The organism is Algihabitans albus (genome assembly GCF_003572205.1).
Taxonomy (GTDB): Bacteria; Pseudomonadota; Alphaproteobacteria; order Kiloniellales; family DSM-21159; genus Algihabitans; species Algihabitans albus.
In genome coordinates this window covers 1-16,869 of sequence record NZ_QXNY01000006.1, presented here as the reverse complement: position 1 = coordinate 16,869, position 16,869 = coordinate 1, and the positions used below count along the sequence as shown (strand labels likewise).

Here is a 16,869-nt window from a genome sequence, read left to right as displayed (position 1 = left end):
GACGACCTCAAGCCATTCCTGGCGCCCGGCGACGGCCGCACAGCTTTGTCCCCAATGCCGGCGCCCGGGGCGTCTTACTTGCGACCGGCCAGACGCAAGGCGTTGCAGATGACGATGATGGAGGAGCCGCTCATGGCGGCGGCGGCGATCAGCGGCGTTACGAAACCGGCGACCGCGAGCGGAATGGCGCAGAGGTTGTAGGCCAGCGCCAGCCCGAAGTTCTGCTTGACCAGGCGGTCGGACCGCTTGGCCACCTCCAGCAAGTCCAGCACCGGGGTCAGGGCGTCGCCCTGAAAGACCGCGTCCGCCGCCGTCTGGCTGATGTCCACCGCACTTGAGGGCGAGAGAGAGACCGAGGCGGCGGCCAGGGCCGGCGCGTCGTTCAGACCGTCGCCGACCATCAGGACCTTGCGACCCTCCGCGACCAGGGCCTCCAGGCGCGCCACCTTGTCGCCGGGCGCCAGCTCGGCCCGCCAGACCGGAACATCCAGCTCCGCCGCCACGGCGGCCACGGTGGGCGTACGGTCGCCCGAGAGCAGCTCGACCTGAAGCCCCTGCCGCTTCAGCTCCGCCACCACCTTGGCGGCGTCGGGTCGGGCCCGGTCGGTGAAGGCAAAGCGCCGGGGCGGCTTGCCCGGGCGGGTCAGCCAGAGTTCCGGCCCTTCCTCGAGCTCCGCACCGGCCGCATCGCCGGGAACGGCCGTCCAACGGCGGCTGCCGAGGCGCAGCTCTCCGGCGGGCGTGTCGAGCAGCAGGCCGCAACCGGGTATCTCCTTCACGCCTTCCGCAGCCGGCACGTCGGGCGCGGCGCGGGCCACCGCGCGCGCCAGGGGATGGCGGCTGGTGGCGGCCAGGGAGGCCGCCAGCTCCAGCGCCTCCGGCTCGATCACGAGATCGACCAGTTCCGGCCGGCCCAGGGTCAGCGTGCCGGTCTTGTCGAAGACCACGCTGTCGACCACGGCCAGACGCTCCAGGGCGGTGCCCGATTTCAGCAGCAGGCCCTTGCGCAGCAGCCGGCCGCTGGCGATCACCTGGACCGCCGGGACGGCCAGGCCGAGCGCGCAGGGGCAGGTGATGATCAGCACGGCGATGGCGATCATCAGCGCCGGCTGCCACTCCAACCCGCCGAACTGCCACCAGCCGAGGAAGGTGAAGAGTGCCAGCAAATGCACCACCGGCGCGTAGACCCGGGCCATGCGGTCGGCCAGGCTGACGAAGCGCGCGCGGCGCTGCTCGGCCACCTCCATCAGGCGCACGATCTCGGCCAGCAGGGTCTTCTCGCCGGTGGCCGTCACCTCCAGTGTCAGGGGCGCGGCCATGTTCAGCGTGCCAGCGAAGACCCGGTCGCCCATGACGGCGCGGCGTGGCAGGCTCTCGCCGGTAATCAGGCTGCTGTCCAGTTCGCTTTCGCCGGAGAGGACGCGGCCGTCGACGGCGATGCGCTCGCCGGCCGCCGCGAGAACCTGCATGCCGGGCTCGACCTGCTCGGGCTTGAGCAGCAAGCGCTTGCCGCCCTCGCCGATCACCGTAACCGCCTGAGCGCCCAGGGACAGCAAGCGCTCGGCGGCCGAACGGGCCTTGCCCCGCGCGCGCCGGTCCAGGTAGCGGCCGATCAGCAGGAAGAAGAGCAGCATGACGGCGGAATCGAAGTAGGCGTGCTTGCCCAGGTTCATGGTCTCGACCAGCGACATGCCGGAGGCGAGCAGCACGGCCAGCGAGATCGGCACGTCCATGTTGGTGGTGCGCGCCTTCAGCGCGGTCAGGGCCGAGCGGAAAAAGGGCCGTCCGGCGTAGACGATGGCCGGCATGGCGATCAAGGCCGAGAACCAATGCATGAGGGTGCGGGTCGCCGGCCCCATCCCGTCGACATGACCGGCCCAGACGGCGACCGACAGCAGCATGACGTTGGCGGCGGCGAAGCCGGCGACGGCCATGCAGCGCAGCAGCTCGCGCTCCTGCCGGGCATCGTCGGCGGTCAGGCGCGCCGGCTCGTAGGGCATGACCTTGAAGCCGAGATTCTCGACCTTGCGGGTCAGTTCGCCACCCTGGGCCGCCGGTCCGTCCCAGGCCAGCACCATGCGGCGGGTGGTAAGGTTCACCCGCGCTTCACGCACGCTTTCCAGCGGCTGCAAGGCGGATTCGATCTTGCGCACGCAGCCGCCGCAATGCAGCCCCTCGACCATCAGATGCAGGCGGCGGGTTCCGGCCTCGTCCCGCTGGACGTAGGACGTCACATCGGCGCGGCCCTCTTCCGCCTCAGCCTCGGCGGCGGCATCTGCGGCGGGATGGACGAGCGCCATTTCGGCCCTAGCGCTCGACGAAGAGCCGTTGGCCGCTCTGGTGGCGCCGGCCGTGTTCCTCCACCGTCACCCGTGCGTCCCAGACTCCGTCCAGCGGCAGATCGACGAAGGTGCCGTAGCTGCCGTCGGCGCGCAGCTGCAATTCGTGGCGGGAATCGAAACCCTCGCTGGTCGGACGAACGAAGGCCACCGCAACCCGGTCCGGGTAGAGCGGCTGACCCTCCGGGCCGGTCACGGCGACCGCGAAGTCGAGCACCCCGTTCTCCAGCGTTTCCGACCGGACGGTCACGTCCCAGCCGAGCGCTTCCTGCCGCTGCACCGCGGCGAGACGCCGGTTGTACTCGATGCCGTCGCGGTAGTGGGTCTCCGTGGTCAGGCCGGTCCAGGTCGAGAGCGCGACCGTCACCATGATCCCGTTGGCCGCGAAGACCACCAGGAAGAAGGCGACGAAGAGCCAGGGAATCCAGCGCCCTTCGCGGGTCAGATTGTGCAGCAGAGCCCTCATTTATCCGGTCCTCTGAAGACGCTCTCGTAGGTTACCAGATCTCCCCGCGAGGGGTCACTGATCTGGAACAGGATCGGCACGGACTCACCGGTCAGGGCCTCCGCCGGGGTGCGGATATAGACCTGATAGGTGGCGACCGAGTCGGACGCCGCCGTCAGGGTGGCGGTCTCGCCCGTGCTTTCCAGGTTGACCACGTCCAGGCTGGAGCCGGCGATGCCGTCGCCCAGCTCGTAGGTCAGGCGGAAGCTGCGCGGCTCGCGGGTCATGTTGAGGATCTTGATGCTGTAGCCGTTGCGGATGTCGCCGTTCGACAGCGTCACGAAAAGCGGCGAGCGGTCGTGCAGCACATTGACGTCGACGGTGGCACGGGTGACGTAGGTCACCAGCATCGCGGCGGCGACGCCGAGGAACAGCATGGCGTAGAAGAGCGTACGCAGGCGCAGGATCTTCCACTTGGGCTTCGGCTCACCGGCCTCCAGGGCGATCTGGTTCGCCTCGGTGTCGAAGGTGATCAGCTCCTTGGGCCGGCCGATCTTCTCCATCACCTCGTTGCAGGCATCGATGCAGAGGCCGCAGCCGATGCACTCGAGCTGCTGGCCGTCGCGGATATCGATGCCGGTCGGACAGACGGCGACACAGGCGGTGCAGTCGATACAGTCGCCGCGGCCGTCCCAGGTCTCGCCCTTCTTGTGCTTGCCGCGCGGCTCGCCGCGCCAGCGCTGGTAGGTGACGACCAGCGTGTCCTCGTCGAACATCGCGGCCTGAAAGCGCGGCCAGGGGCACATGTAGGTGCAGACCTGCTCTCGCGACCAGCCGGCCAGGAGGTAGGTCGTGGCGGTGAAGAGACCGACGAAGAAATAGGTGCCGGTCGAGGACTGGCCGGTGAAGAACTCCGCCACCAGCGTGGGCGCATTCTGGAAGTACATGATCCAGGCCCCGCCGGTAACGAGCGCGATCAGCAGCCAGGCCGCATGCTTGGCGACCCGCTTGCGCAGCTTGCCGCCCGACAGCGGCTGCTTGTCCAGACGCAGGCGCGCATTGCGGTCGCCCTCGATCTTGCGCTCAACCCACATGAAAAGGTCGGTCCAGACCGTCTGCGGACAGGTGTAGCCGCACCAGACGCGGCCGAACAGGGAGGTGACGAAGAACAGGCCGACGGCGCCGAGCACCAGCAGGCCGGTCAGGTAGTAGACCTCTTGCGGCCAGATCTCGATGAAGAAGAAGTAGGCACGCGCGCCGGCGATATCGATCAGCACCGCCTGGTCGGGCGAGTCCGGGCCCCGGTCCCAGCGGATCCAGGGCGTGATGTAGTAGATCGCCAGCAGCAGCCCCAGCACGGCCCACTTGATGCGCCGGATCGGGCCGCGCACGTCACGCGGCTGAACCTTGATGCGGTCGGCGTAGAGCGGCGAGTCCGGGTTCTCGGCTTCCTTCCAGGAAACCGCCGCCTCGTCCTCCACGTTGGACGCGGCGAGATCGACCAGCCGCTCGGGCGGCTCCGGCAGGACCCCGTCGGTTTTGCGTAGCGCTTCGGCCATTCTGCTTTCGCTCCCAGCGCCTGTTGGGTGAGGGCCCCGGCCGGGCCGGGGCGTCTAGAGCGCCCGTCTCTCCGCGCGCCCGTCCATTCGGGGCGCCCGGTGAACTCTGGTCCGGATCGTCGCCTGCCGGCTAGCGGCCGCCGTTACTGGCCACCGCCCAGCGAATGCACGTAGATGGCCAGCATCTTGACGGTCTCGCTCTCGAGCCGGCCCGCGAAGGACGGCATCACGCCATGCTGCGGATTGACGATCTGCGCGACGACCTCGTCACGCTCGCCGCCGTAGAGCCAGATGGCATCGCTGAGGTTCGGGCCGCCCAGATCGGTCAGGCCCTCGCCCTGCTCGCCGTGACAGGCTGAACACTGGATGGCGTAGATCTCGGCACCCGGCGCCAGATCCGCGCCCTCGGGCGCGCCGCCCGAAAGCGAGAGCACATAGTCGGCAACCTGCTCGATCTCCTCATCGGCGAGCAGGCCGTCGCCGTAGGCCGGCATCATGTTGAAGCGGGTATCGAGGTCGTCTTCCCAGCGCACGCCGTGGGCGATGGTCTGGTGAATGGCGTCGAGCGAGCCGCCCCAGATCCAGGCGTCGTCGGCCAGAACCGGGAAACCGCCCTCGTTGCCCTGCCCGCCGGCGCCGTGGCAGGCCGAACAGTTGTCGGCGAAGGCGATCGCGCCACCGCGCTGGGCGAAGGTGAAGAGCGTGCTGTCGGCGCGGATTTCCTCCAGCGAGGCCTCCTGCACGCCGACCAGGAACTCGCCCTGGCGCTCGCGGGCATCGGCGATCTGATCGCGCACCTGATCGCGGCTCGACCAGCCGAGCAGGCCCTTGGTGTAGGTGGTGCCGAGCGGGATCGCTGGATAGAGCACCATATAGCCGATCGACCAGACGATGCAGGCGTAGAACACGTAGAGCCACCACTTCGGCAGCGGCGTGTTGAGCTCCTTGATGCCGTCCCACTCGTGGCCGGTCGTGTCCTTGCCGGTCAGCCGGTCTTTTTCGATTTTCGTCGGCATCGCGCTATCCGTCCTTCTTATCGTCCCGCCCGGCGCTCTTCTCCAGCTTCGGCGCCTCGCGGAATGGAATATCGGCGTAGTTCTGCATCTGTGTCTTCCGCTGCCGGGTGGGCCAGAGGACCCAAACGACGATGCCGCTGAAGATCACGACGAGCAAGACGAGCCAGAGGCTCGTGACGAACCCGTAAAGCTGCTCGATCACTGGACCAGTTGCTCCGGTTCAACCTGCGTGAAGTCGACCATCTGCCCGAGGATCTGCAGGTAGGCCACCAGGGCATCCATCTCGGTCAGGCGCCCGGGATCGCCGTCGAGGTCGCCGACGACGGCTTTGGGATAGCGCGCCAGCAAACCGGAATGGTCGCCGTTCGGATCGGCCTGGGCCCGCATGTCGGCGGCGGCCTCCGCGACCATCTCCTCGCTGTAGGGCACGCCGACGATCTGCTTCGCCTCCAGGTGCGCGGCCTTTTCGCCCGGCTCCAGAGTGCGATCCAGCAGGAAGGCGTAGGGCGGCATGATCGACTCCGGCACCACCGCGCGGGGATCGATCAGGTGCGCGACGTGCCATTCGTTCGAGTACTTGCCGCCGACCCGGGCCAGGTCGGGCCCGGTGCGTTTCGAGCCCCATTGGAAGGGGTGGTCGTACATCGACTCCGCCGCCAGCGAGTAGTGCCCGTAGCGCTCCACCTCGTCGCGGAAGGGGCGCACCTGCTGCGAGTGGCAGGTATAGCAGCCCTCCCGGATGTAGATGTTGCGTCCGGCCAACTCGAGCGGGGTGTAGGGACGCACGCCCTCGACCCGCTCGATGGTGCTCTCGATGGTGAAGAGCGGCGTGATCTCGACGAGCCCGCCGATGGAGACGGTGATCAGCACGAGCACCGTCATCAGGGACAGGTTCTTCTCGATGATATGGTGGTGTTTGAACATCGTGGCGCCCCCTTTACTCGGCTGCCTGGCCGGCCGTGGCAGATGTCACGGGACGGGTCAGGATCGGCCGCTCGTCACGGATTTCGCCACGCGCCGTGCGGATCAGGTTGTAGACCATGATCAGGGCGCCCACGAGGAACAGCACCCCGCCCATGGCCCGGATCACATAGAAGGGATGCATCGCCTCGACGGTCTCGACGAAGGAGTAGACCAGGAAGCCGAGCTCGTCGTAGGAGCGCCACATCAGGCCCTGCATGATGCCGCTGATCCACATCGCGGTGATGTAGAGCACGATGCCGATGGTCGAGATCCAGAAGTGATAACCGACCAGCCGGATCGAGTAGAGCCGCCGGGCGCCCCACATCTTCGGCACCAGATAGTAGAGCGCGCCGAAGGTGATGAAGGCGACCCAGCCGAGCGCGCCCGAATGCACGTGACCGACCGTCCAGTCGGTGTAGTGGCTGAGCGCGTTGACCGGCTTCACCGACATCAGCGGCCCCTCGAAGGTGCTCATGCCGTAGAAGGCGACCGAGGTGACCAGGAAGCGCAGCACCGGGTCGGTCCGCAGCTTGTCCCAGGCGCCCGACAGGGTCATGAGGCCGTTGATCATGCCGCCCCAAGAGGGCATCCAGAGCATCACCGAGAAGGTCATGCCCAGCGTCTGCGCCCAGTCCGGCAGGCTGGTGTAATGGAGGTGGTGCGGACCCGCCCAGATATAGAGGAAGATCAGCGCCCAGAAGTGGATGATCGAGAGGCGGTAGGAATAGACCGGCCGTTCCGCCTGCTTGGGCACGAAGTAGTACATCATGCCCAGGAAGCCGGCGGTCAGGAAGAAACCGACCGCGTTGTGGCCGTACCACCACTGCAGCAGCGCATCCTGCACGCCGGAAAAAAGCGAGTAGCTCTTGGTCCCCATGAAGGACACCGGCACCGCCAGATTGTTGACGATGTGCAGCATCGCGATGGTGACGATGAAGGCCAGGTAGAACCAGTTGGCGACGTAGATGTGCGGCTCGCGGCGCTTGAAGATCGTGCCGGCGAAGACGACCAGGTAGACGACCCAGACGATCGTCAGCCAGAGATCGACGTACCACTCGGGCTCGGCGTATTCGCGGCCCTGGGTGATACCGTTGATGTAGCCCCAAGCGGCCATCACCAGGAAGAGCTGGTAGCCGAAGAAGATGAAGGCCGCGCCTTCTTCGCCGCCGAACAGCCGCGCCCGGCAGGTGCGCTGCACGACATAAAGCGACGTGGCGATCAGGGCGTTACCGCCGAAGCCGAAGATCACACCCGAGGTGTGAACCGGCCGCAACCGACCGAAGGTCGTCCAGGACTCGTTGAAGTTCAGCTCCGGAAAGGCGAGCTGAAAGGCGATGATGACGCCCATCAGGAAGCCGACCACGCCCCAGAAGACCGTCGCGATGATGAAGAGGCGGATCACATCGTCGGCATAATCGAGCGCCGTCGTGCGTTCGGACCCTGCCCCGGCCGTCGCGGTTGCCGCAATGTCGCTCATGAAGCGCGACCTTTCTTGCTGTTCTTAGTTATCCAAACCTGTCGCGCGGGAAACTTCCCCGGTCCAACCGCGCTTAAGCAGACGCACCTGTCCCCGCCAACAGATGCCAGACAACTCCAGAGGGCGGTGCCGGCACATTGACGTGCGTCAATGCTCAAGCAGGTCTTTACGCGCTCCACTGCAGGGTATGATCAGGCAAATTGCCGCAGCAGGTATGTCGACAGGCTGTCAATACTGCTCGCCGACAGCTAGACTGCAAATGAATGCGACAAATCGACCGCGAACGTGCTTTTAAGAGTTAGTCGCAACTTGGCGTGGCCGATCGGACATCCGGCCGAGGCCCAGCCGGAAAAGCGACCGGCTCGTAAGATCAGTGAGAGGACCCCGTCGGGATGACGACACAGGACAACACGCAAGACGATCTGGACCCGCAGACCGACGAGATCGTTCCCGTTTTCGGCCAGCCCTTGCCGAAGATCCGCAAGATCAGCGTCGACCGTCCCTGGGCCTGGCTGGCCGCCGGCTGGCAGGATCTGCGCGCGGCGCCGGCAGTCGGGCTGGGCTACGGCGCGGCCTTCACCCTGCTCGGTTTCCTCCTGCTCGGCGCCTCCTACCAACTGGGGCTGTTCTGGCAGGTGCTGCTGCCGCTGGCCGGCGGCTTCCTGCTGGTCGCCCCGGTCCTGGCGGTCGGTCTCTACGAGACATCGCGCCGTATTCAGGCCGGCGAGCCGACGTCGATGGGCCTAGCGCTGAGCGGCTGGAACCGAAACCTCGGCCAGATCGGGCTGATCGGCATGGCAGGTCTGGTGCTTTGGATCGCCTGGATGCGCCTGGCCTTTCTGATCTTCATGCTGTTCTTCGCCTACGAGCCGCCGCGCCCTGACAACTTCCTGGCCGACGTCTTCCTGTCGGACATCACGATTCCCTTCCTGCTGACGGGAACCGCGGTGGGTGCGGTGCTGGCCGTGATCGCCTTCGCGATCTCGGCGGTGTCCGTCCCGATGCTGATGGATCGCGACATCAACGTCATGGCGGCCATCGTGACCAGCGTGGAGGCGGTGCGGCAGAACTTCTTCCCGATGATGGTCTGGGCATCGCTGATCGTGCTCTTCACGGCGGCGGGTCTGCTGACCTTCTACTTCGGGCTGATCATCACCCTGCCCCTGATCGGCCATGCCACTTGGCATGCCTACAAGGATCTCGTCTCCGAGGCGTAACCGGGCCGGACGGCGAAACGGAGCGGCAGGCCGCGCTCAGTCCATCCGCAGGAGGGCTTGGGCGCGCTTCCGTACGGCATCCGGCCCGCCATCCGCCGGAACGCGCGTCCAATCAAGGTCGCCGAGATCGTAGCCGAGCTGCCGGTCGACCACGGCGGCATCGGCATCCGAGGCATCCCCCTGTCGCGCCGCGACGCGCGCCTTCAGCGTCCCGGCCGGCGCCTCCAGCCAGAGGCCGTCGAACCGCAGTCCGGCGGACTCGGCAAGCGCCCGGAAGGAGTGCCGTTCCTCGGGCCTGGCCGAGACGGCGTCGACCACGACCGCATGGCCGCTGGCCAGAATAGCGCCGGCAAGCCGGCCGATCTCCGCATAGACCGCAGCCGAGCTGTCGGCGCCATAAGCCTCGGCCGGCAGGCGCTCGGTCTCGCGGAGACCGGCCAGACGCTTGCGGATCTGGTCGCTGCGCAACACCACCGCCCCCGGCGACGCTCCCAGGTCCGGCGCCAGTGCCCGCGCCAGGGTCGACTTGCCGCTGCCCGACAGCCCGCCGACCGCGAGCAGGCGCGGCGCCGGCGGCGCGAGATAGCGCTCGGCGGCGGAGAGATAGTCCAGTGCCTCGCGCCGCAACGCCGCGGCCAGCCCCGCATCTTGCTGGGCGCCGACGGCCGGCGCCGCCACCTTGGCGCGCACCGCCGCCCGTAAACTGAGGAAAAGCGGCAGCGCCGCCAGCCAGTCGGGCCCTCCGAGCCCGGCTGGCAGCGCCGCCTCCAGATAGCGGTTCAGCGCGACGTTGGCGAGCGGACGCAGGCCGCGCCGGTCCAGATCCATCAGCAGAAAGGCCAGGTCGTAGCCGAGGTCGATGGTGGCGATGGCGGCGTTGAACTCGATGCAGTCGAACAGCGTCGGCCGGCCGTCGAGCAGCACGATATTGCGCAGATGCAGATCGCCGTGGCAGCGGCGCACGAAACCGCCGTCGCGCCGCGCGTCGAGCAGCGCGGCCACCTGCTCCAGACGCGCGTGACAGGCCGCGATCAAGCGCGCGGCGCGCTCGGCCGGAAGGATCTCCGGATAGGCCGCGAAGTCCTCCGCGTTCTCGGCGATCAAACGATCCAGGCCGTCCGCCCCGCCGAAGACGGCGGCGGCGGGTTCGGCCTGGGCATGCAGCGCGACCACCTGCCGCACAAGCGCCTCGATCAGGTCCGCGTCCAGACGGCCGCTGTCCGCCAGCCGGTCGAACAGGCTGCTCTGGTCGAAGCGCCGCATCACCACCGCGAGCTCTTCGATTTCCTGCGGCAGAGCAGCCTCGTCGTCCGGATCGGGCAGGAGGTCGCCGAAGGCGAAACCGCCCGGGCGGCGGAGAATCGGGACGACGCCCAGATAGAGATCCGGCGCCGAGCGGCGGTTGAGACGCACTTCCTGCCGGCAGGCCGCCGCCCGCTTGTCCCGGGTGGAGAAGTCCATGAAGGAAAAGCGCACGGCGCGCTTGATCTTGAAGGCGCGCGCGCCGGCGAGGAAGACCAGCGCCGCGTGGGTATCGATCCGCTCGACCTCCGCCGCCGGCGGGTCGTAGCTGCCGCCGCTTCCGAGAAAGGCCGAGACGCCGGCTTGATCGGTCATGGTGCTGCCCGGCGGCTTCCCGGCCCCGGCCGCCGGCTAGCCCGCGGCGTGGCGCAACACCCGTTTCGGGGCCGAACTGGGAGCGGAGAGAGCAAACTCCAGTTCCTCGCCGTGGGAGATATCGTAGATCCGACCGTCAAAGCCGATACGGATCGGCTTGGCAACGTGGTTGGACGCGACGATGCGCAAGCGATCGCGCCCCACATCGATCTGGAGAAAGTGTCCGCGATAGCGCAGCTCCATCTCCAGATGGGACAGCTCGTCCGGCAGGCGCGGATCGAACCAGAGCACATCGTCGGCCAGTTCCAAACCCGTATAACCGCGCTGCACGAGATCGACCGTGCCGGCCATGGCGCCCAGGTGAATACCCTCGGCCGTCGTCCCGCCCTGGATATCGGAGACATCGCTCTTCAAGGCCTGGCAGAAGAGCTGCCAGGAGCGGCGCCGGTCGATCCGCGCCATCACCCAGGACTCGACCACCCGGCTGAGGGTCGAGCCATGGGAGGTGCGCGCCGAGTAGTAGGCGATGGTCCGCTCGATCAGGCGATCGTCCCAAGTGTAGCCCATGCCCTCGATCAGCTCGCGCAATTCGCGCGCGGAGAAGAGGTAGAAGAGCATCAGCACGTCGGCCTGCTTCGACAGCTTGTAGCGGTTCGGCGTATCGCCCTCGGCCTCCAGGATGCGGTCGAGCCGCTGAATGTCGCCGTACTTGGCGGCATAGCCGACCCAATCGAACTCCAACAGATCGCCGTAGCCCTCGAACTGGCTGATCACCGGCTGGCCGTCCTCGTCCTCGTGGAAGCAGAGGGTCAGGCCGTTGGCGATCTCCTCCCAGCGGGCCAGTTCGTCGTCGCCGAGGCGCAGCCGCTCGCAAAGCTCGTCCCGGTCATGAAAGGGAACGCGGTCGATAACCTCACGCGCCCGGCGCAGCAGCCAGGACACCATGACGTTGGTGTAGGCGTTGTTGCGCAGCCCGCCGTCTTCCTGACCGGGATAGGCATCGTGATACTCGTCCGGCCCCATCACCCCGTCGATGACCCAGCGTTCTCCGCCGCCGTCGCGTTCGCAGATGGAGGCCCAGAAGCGGGCGATCTCCAGCAGCATTTCGGCGCCGTAGGCGCTGAGGAACTCCATATCGTCGGTCGCCTGGACGTATTGCCAGACGTTGTAGGCAATGGCGGCGTTGACGTGCCGCTGGCGCTGGCTGTTGTCCGGCAGCCAACGGCCGGACTTGGGGTTGAGGTGGACCTGCTGGGTTTCCTCCCGCCCGTCGCTGCCCGACTGCCATGGGTACATGGCACCGGCGTGACCCGCCTCGCGCGCCAGGTGCCGCGCCGCGTCCAGCCGGCGATAGCGGTAGAGCAGCAGTTCGCGCGTGATTTCGGGCAGGCGCTGATTGAGCAGCGGGAAGATGTAAAGCTCGTCCCAGAAGATATGACCCCGATAGGCCTCGCCGTGCAGGCCGCGCGCCGGCACGCCGACATCCAGGTCGCAGATGTGCGGGCTGCAGACCTGCAGCAGATGGAACACATGCAGCCGCAGAATGCGGTTCATCTCCTCGGTAACCGCCGCGGTGGTATTGGCGATCCGCATGTCGAAGCGGCGCCAGAGCTGCGACCAGGCCAACGCCTGGCGTTGCGCCAGCCGCGCGAAATCCTCCACCCGGCGTGCCAGCTCCAGGGCAGCGAACCGCGGTTCGCTGACCGCGCGGTCCCGGCCGGTGAAGAGCGCGACGATCTTCTCCAGCTCGATCGCCTCGCCTTCCTGCGCGACCAAGCGAAAGCGGGCGCCCGCGTAGCCTTCGGCCAAATCCGGTTCCGGCGCCAGGTTCAGCGGGCTGCCGTCTCTGGAAAGACGCAGGCGCGCGGCCTGAACCATGCGCAGACGCGACTGGCTGGTCTCGACCTCCAGGTGCAGGATGCCGTCGGATTCCAGCCCGACGGCGCCCGGCACCAGATGCCGGCTGCGCAGGCTTCCATAGCGGGCGACGCCGCCGTTGATGACGCAACCGTCGAGCGCGGCGCGCAGCTCGATCGGTCCGCCCCAGTTCTCCGGCGTCAGCGACCAGGCCTGGGCAGCCAGGTTCGGCTGGTCCATCGAGACCAGCCGGCTGCTTTCGATGCGGCTCACGCGCCCCGCCGAATCCTTCACCCGCAGACGGCGATGCAGCAGCCCGCCCGCCATGTCCAGCTCCTGCCGAAAGGCCAGGATCTCGACCGCGTGCAGGTCGAACCAGGGCTCGGGCTCGCCACCGGGTTCGGAGCAGTGGCGGAAGCTCACCGACAGCCAGTTGGGGAAGTTGACGAAGTCCTCGTTTTCGATCGGCCGGCCGCTGACGTCGCTCACCAGCCGGTTGTAGCCACCGGCCAGATAGGTGCCCGGATAGTGCGGGCCGCCCGCATCCACCTCGTCGGCGGCGCCGCGCACGGCGAAGTGGCCGTTGCCCAGCGTGCAGAGCGCCTCGCGCAGCCCCTCGGCCTGCGGGTCGAAGGTGTCGTAGACCAGCGACCAGCCGCTCACGCGTCGCGCTCCAGCAGCAAGGTGAAGAAACGGCCGACGTCTTCGGGCGACTCCAAACCGTAGCGCGCCGCGGTCTGCACCGCCGCGCCGTCGCGCACCAGAATACCGAGGCCGTCATCGGCCAGCGCGCGGAAGGCGTCCTCGTCGGTGACGTCATCGCCGATATAGATGGGCAGCACCTCGCGCAGATCGAGCTTGAGCGCATCGATCACCCAGCGCACCGCATGGCCCTTGTCCCACTCGATGTCCGGCTGAAGCTCGTAGACCTTCTTGCCGAGCCCCTTGCGGAACTCGGGGTGTTCGCCCAGCACCGCATCGACAACCGCATCGAAACGCGGCTGATCGTCCAGGGCGACCAGGCGATAGTGGACCGCCACGGAGAAGCGCTTGCGCTCGACCAGGGCGCCCGGGACCGCCTCCAGACCCGCGCGCAACGCCGTTTCCATCGCGTCGAGCGCGGGCAGGAACTCCGTCCCGTGCTCCGCCTGCACCGAGAGGCCGGCCGGACCCTCGATCTCGAAGCCGTGGCTGCCGGCGTAGATCAGGCCGGGAACGCCGACCAGTTTACGCACGTCGTCCAGTCCCCGGCCGCTGACGACGGCCACGGTGAAGCTGCGGGCCAACTCGGCCAGGGCCGCACGCATCTCCACCGAGAGGACAGCCAGATCCGGCCGCTCGACGATCCCCGTCAAGGTGCCGTCGTAATCCAGGAAGAAGGCGAAGCTCCGCCCGTCGGCCGTGCGGCGCAGCCCCTCGATGTCCTCGAGCGCCGAGGGCAGCTCGGCCGCCGGCCTGAGCGGCACATCGCCATGGATGGCCACTTCGCTGAGATCTTCGACCACCAGATCCGCCCCCCGCTGCGCCAAGCCCGTCCGGACTGTCGCCGGTCCACCGCGCCCAGCCAAGCCGATCACCAGCCCGAAGCCGCCGGCGCGGGCCGCCTCGACCCCGGCCTCGGCATCTTCTACGACCAGAGAGCGCAGCGGCTCAATGCCCAGACGCGCGGCGGCGGCCAGAAAAGTGTCGGGCGCCGGCTTGCCGGCCAGGCCTTCCTCGGCCGCCGTGACCCCGCTGATCAGGGTATCGATGCCGTCCATCAGTCCGGCGGCTTCCAGTATCGCGGGGGCGTTTCGGCTGGCCGAGACGACGGCCGTGCGGAATCCCGCCGCCTTGACCTGGCGCAGAAATCCGATATTGGCCGGCAGCAAGGGCACGCCCTCGACCTCCAGCAAATGCCGGAAGGCGGCGTTCTTCTCGGCGGCGAGGCGGGTCAGGGTGTCGGGTTCGACCGAAATCTCGCGCGCCGCCAGGAAGCAGCGAATGCCGTCCAGGCGCGGCCGGCCGTCCACGTAACGGCGGTAGTCGGACTCCGGGTCGAAGGGCGGACCGAGACCGCGATCTTTCAGAAAGCCGTCGAACAGGGCCTTCCAGGCGCGCGCGTGCAGCGCGGCCGTATCGGTCAGGACCCCGTCAAGGTCGAAGATGACAAGATCATAGTGGCGGCGCGACAGCGCACGCGGAAAAGCCCCGGAGTCCATCGATGTGCGCCAGCCGTTCAGCCCTAGAGCAAGATCGATCCTACTCTATCATAGAGTTAGAGCGCGATTCACGTCCTGACTGGAAGCGAAACCACTTCCAGTCAGGACAATCACGCTCCAGAGATGGGCCGCAGACTAGACGTGCGAGGAACGTGAGGGCTTTGCGCTAGATCAGACGCACTTGGCGGAACCGTTTACGCCGCCTTCAGGCGCTGCAGGAAGGCATCGACCTCGCTACGCAGACCGTCGGTCTGCCGGCTCAGCTCGCCCACCGCCGAGAGCACCTGACCGGCCGCACGGCTGGTCTCGTCGGCACCGTCGTTCACGCCGCCGAGCGTCTGGGTGACCTCGCTGGTGCCCGTCGCCGCCTCCTGGACGTTGCGCGCGATCTCGCCCGTCGCCGAGGTCTGCTCGTCCACCGCAACCGCGATCGTCCCGGCGATGGTCGAGATCTCCTCCACCGTCTTGGCGATCACCTCGATCGCCTCCACGGCACCGCCCGTGGCGCTCTGAACCTCGGCGATCTGCTGGCCGATCTCCTCGGTCGCCTTGGCCGTCTGGGTCGCCAGGTTCTTCACCTCGCTCGCCACCACCGCGAAGCCCTCGCCGGCCCGCGCCGCCTCGATGGTCGCATTGAGCGCCAACAGGTTGGTCTGCTCGGCGATGTCCGAGATCAGGCTGACAACCTCGCCGATCCGCTCCGCCGCCGAGGCCAGCTGGCGCACCGTGCCCTGGGTCTCGTTGGCCTGCTCGACCGCCTTCTTCGAGATGCTCTCCGACTGCTCCACCTGGCGGGCGATCTCGCGGATCGAGCCGCTCAGCTCCTCCGAGGCCGAAGCCACCGTCTGCACGTTGGCCGAAGCCTCGTTCGACGCAGAGGAGGCCGAGGTCGCCTGCACCTTGGTCTCCTCCGCGATCGAGGACATCGACTGCGCCGTCGCGTTCATCTCCTCAGCCGCGCCGGACACACCCTGAAGAACCTGGGTCACAGTCGCATCCAGGTCCGAAGCAAACTCCTGCATCAGGTTCTTTCGGTCCGCCAGCGCCTTCCGTTCCAGCTCGGCGGCGGCCTGCTCGGCCTCGATCATGGAGTTCCTGAAGGATTCCAGCGCCTCGGCAATCTGGCCCACTTCATCCTTCTGACCGACCGCCGGGATCCCCACGGTCTTGTCGCCGTCCGCCAACTGCCGCATCGCCCCCGTGATGGCGACGACCGGACGGGCGATCCCGGTCCCGATCAACCAAGCGGCCGCGGCACCGAGCAGCAAAGCCACCACCACGGCGCCGAGCACCGTCACCACGGCGTTCTGCACCGCCGCCGTCGCCTGCGGCCCGAGTTCGTCCTGTAGCGTCTGGGAGGCTTTCATCAGGTCGTGCGCAGCCGCCAAGATCTGCGGCCCGACGGCATCCAGCTGCCCGTCGATGATTCCGTTGCGCTCCTGAATGGCGGCATAAACCTCTTCGAAGGTCTCACGGTAAACCGCCGCACCTTCCCGGAACTCCGCTGTCAGGCCCCGGCGGGTCGGGTTCTGCAGTTCCGACAGCATGGTCTGCGCCGCCTGCGCCATCTGGTCGAACTCCTGAAGCGCACGCTCGTAGGTGGCTTCCTCATTCTCGATCAGGAACTTCTGAACATAGAGACGGGCCAGCAGCAGATGCCCCTTGGTCACGCCTGCCCGGTAGGCCGCTTCGGCATCGCCGTCGCGATAGGCGCTGTCCATGATCTCACTGAGCTTCTTGCGGAGATCCGGTCCCAAAGCATCCAGGACGCCGTGAACCAGTTCGTCGCGACGCGCGCGCAGAACCACAACCTCTTCGAAGGCCGCCTCGTAGGCTTCCAGCTTCGCCTCGATCTGCGAAAGCGTCTCAATCTTCTGGGCATCGTCCGAGACTGCCCTGGCGGCCTCGGCCGCAGCTATGGCCGCCTTTTCCGACGTGCGGACACGTTCGACACTTTCCTGGTCACCACGGATCAGGAAATCCTTTACGCCGATGCGCGTCTCCATCATGCCGGCCACCACCTCGGCCAGGGCGTTCGACTGTCGCGCGAGCTGGCGGTACTGTTGAAAGGTCTCGCTGCCGGCATTCAAGGCAAGGGTCGCACCGCTGCCGATCAGCATGAGCAGAAGGAGCACTGCGCCGAAGCCACCGAAGGTTTTCGTCTTCATCGGAGATCGT

At 67.4% G+C, this 16,869-nt stretch carries 12 protein-coding genes; 1 reads left to right on the top strand and 11 read right to left on the bottom strand.

Annotated elements, in window-relative coordinates:
- Nucleotides 1-74 precede the first annotated feature (74 nt).
- From DBZ32_RS16830 to ccoN, 7 genes are all read right to left on the bottom strand, one after another.
- Complete coding sequence (locus DBZ32_RS16830) at nt 75-2,300, bottom strand: heavy metal translocating P-type ATPase (RefSeq protein ID WP_119168418.1); 2,226 nt, start codon at nt 2,298-2,300, stop codon at nt 75-77.
- A gap of 7 nt (nt 2,301-2,307) precedes the next feature.
- A complete protein-coding gene (locus tag DBZ32_RS16825; protein ID WP_119168417.1) occupies nt 2,308-2,805 on the bottom strand; it encodes a FixH family protein in 498 nt (165 codons plus the stop codon).
- Complete coding sequence (gene ccoG, locus DBZ32_RS16820; protein ID WP_119168416.1) at nt 2,802-4,343, bottom strand: cytochrome c oxidase accessory protein CcoG; 1,542 nt, start codon at nt 4,341-4,343, stop codon at nt 2,802-2,804. Before ccoG ends, DBZ32_RS16825 begins: the two co-directional genes overlap by 4 nt.
- A gap of 143 nt (nt 4,344-4,486) precedes the next feature.
- Nucleotides 4,487-5,359, bottom strand: a complete 873-nt coding sequence (ccoP, locus tag DBZ32_RS16815; RefSeq protein WP_119168415.1) for a cytochrome-c oxidase, cbb3-type subunit III — start codon at nt 5,357-5,359, stop codon at nt 4,487-4,489.
- Between the two features lie 4 nt (nt 5,360-5,363).
- The gene (locus DBZ32_RS16810) at nt 5,364-5,561 is read right to left on the bottom strand and encodes a cbb3-type cytochrome oxidase subunit 3 (protein ID WP_119168414.1); all 198 of its coding nucleotides are present in this window, start codon (nt 5,559-5,561) and stop codon (nt 5,364-5,366) included.
- Nucleotides 5,558-6,283 carry a cytochrome-c oxidase, cbb3-type subunit II gene (ccoO, locus tag DBZ32_RS16805; protein ID WP_119168413.1) on the bottom strand — a complete coding sequence of 242 codons (726 nt, stop codon included), beginning with the start codon at nt 6,281-6,283 and terminating at the stop codon, nt 5,558-5,560. Before ccoO ends, DBZ32_RS16810 begins: the two co-directional genes overlap by 4 nt.
- A gap of 13 nt (nt 6,284-6,296) precedes the next feature.
- Nucleotides 6,297-7,799, bottom strand: coding sequence for a cytochrome-c oxidase, cbb3-type subunit I (ccoN, locus tag DBZ32_RS16800; protein ID WP_119168412.1), 1,503 nt, complete (start codon nt 7,797-7,799; stop codon nt 6,297-6,299).
- 392 nt (nt 7,800-8,191) lie between these two features.
- Between ccoN and DBZ32_RS16795 the strand changes: the two genes are divergently transcribed.
- Nucleotides 8,192-9,016, top strand: coding sequence for a DUF2189 domain-containing protein (locus DBZ32_RS16795; protein ID WP_119168411.1), 825 nt, complete (start codon nt 8,192-8,194; stop codon nt 9,014-9,016).
- A gap of 36 nt (nt 9,017-9,052) precedes the next feature.
- Here the strand turns inward: DBZ32_RS16795 and DBZ32_RS16790 are convergent, their stop codons facing one another.
- The 4 genes from DBZ32_RS16790 to DBZ32_RS16775 form a co-directional block, all read right to left on the bottom strand.
- A complete protein-coding gene (locus DBZ32_RS16790; protein WP_119168410.1) occupies nt 9,053-10,633 on the bottom strand; it encodes a bifunctional aminoglycoside phosphotransferase/ATP-binding protein in 1,581 nt (526 codons plus the stop codon).
- A gap of 36 nt (nt 10,634-10,669) precedes the next feature.
- The gene (locus DBZ32_RS16785) at nt 10,670-13,153 is read right to left on the bottom strand and encodes a glycoside hydrolase family 65 protein (protein WP_119168409.1); all 2,484 of its coding nucleotides are present in this window, start codon (nt 13,151-13,153) and stop codon (nt 10,670-10,672) included.
- On the bottom strand, nt 13,150-14,691 hold the full coding sequence (otsB, locus tag DBZ32_RS16780) for a trehalose-phosphatase (RefSeq protein ID WP_119168408.1): 1,542 nt from the start codon (nt 14,689-14,691) through the stop codon (nt 13,150-13,152). Before otsB ends, DBZ32_RS16785 begins: the two co-directional genes overlap by 4 nt.
- Before the next feature lie 194 nt (nt 14,692-14,885).
- On the bottom strand, nt 14,886-16,869 hold a 1,984-nt coding region (locus DBZ32_RS16775; RefSeq protein ID WP_208539276.1), incomplete at its 5' end, for a methyl-accepting chemotaxis protein.

Excerpts from the sequence above, each read along its gene's own strand:
- ccoP (WP_119168415.1), bottom strand. The coding sequence starts at position 5,359 with ATGCCGACGAAAATCGAAAAAGACCGGCTGACCGGCAAGGACACGACC.
- DBZ32_RS16830 (WP_119168418.1), bottom strand. The coding sequence starts at position 2,300 with ATGGCGCTCGTCCATCCCGCCGCAGATGCCGCCGCCGAGGCTGAGGCG.
- ccoG (WP_119168416.1), bottom strand. The coding sequence starts at position 4,343 with ATGGCCGAAGCGCTACGCAAAACCGACGGGGTCCTGCCGGAGCCGCCC.
- ccoN (WP_119168412.1), bottom strand. The coding sequence starts at position 7,799 with ATGAGCGACATTGCGGCAACCGCGACGGCCGGGGCAGGGTCCGAACGC.
- otsB (WP_119168408.1), bottom strand. The coding sequence starts at position 14,691 with ATGGACTCCGGGGCTTTTCCGCGTGCGCTGTCGCGCCGCCACTATGAT.
- DBZ32_RS16825 (WP_119168417.1), bottom strand. The coding sequence starts at position 2,805 with ATGAGGGCTCTGCTGCACAATCTGACCCGCGAAGGGCGCTGGATTCCC.
- DBZ32_RS16795 (WP_119168411.1), top strand. The coding sequence starts at position 8,192 with ATGACGACACAGGACAACACGCAAGACGATCTGGACCCGCAGACCGAC.
- DBZ32_RS16790 (WP_119168410.1), bottom strand. The coding sequence starts at position 10,633 with ATGACCGATCAAGCCGGCGTCTCGGCCTTTCTCGGAAGCGGCGGCAGC.
- ccoO (WP_119168413.1), bottom strand. The coding sequence starts at position 6,283 with ATGTTCAAACACCACCATATCATCGAGAAGAACCTGTCCCTGATGACG.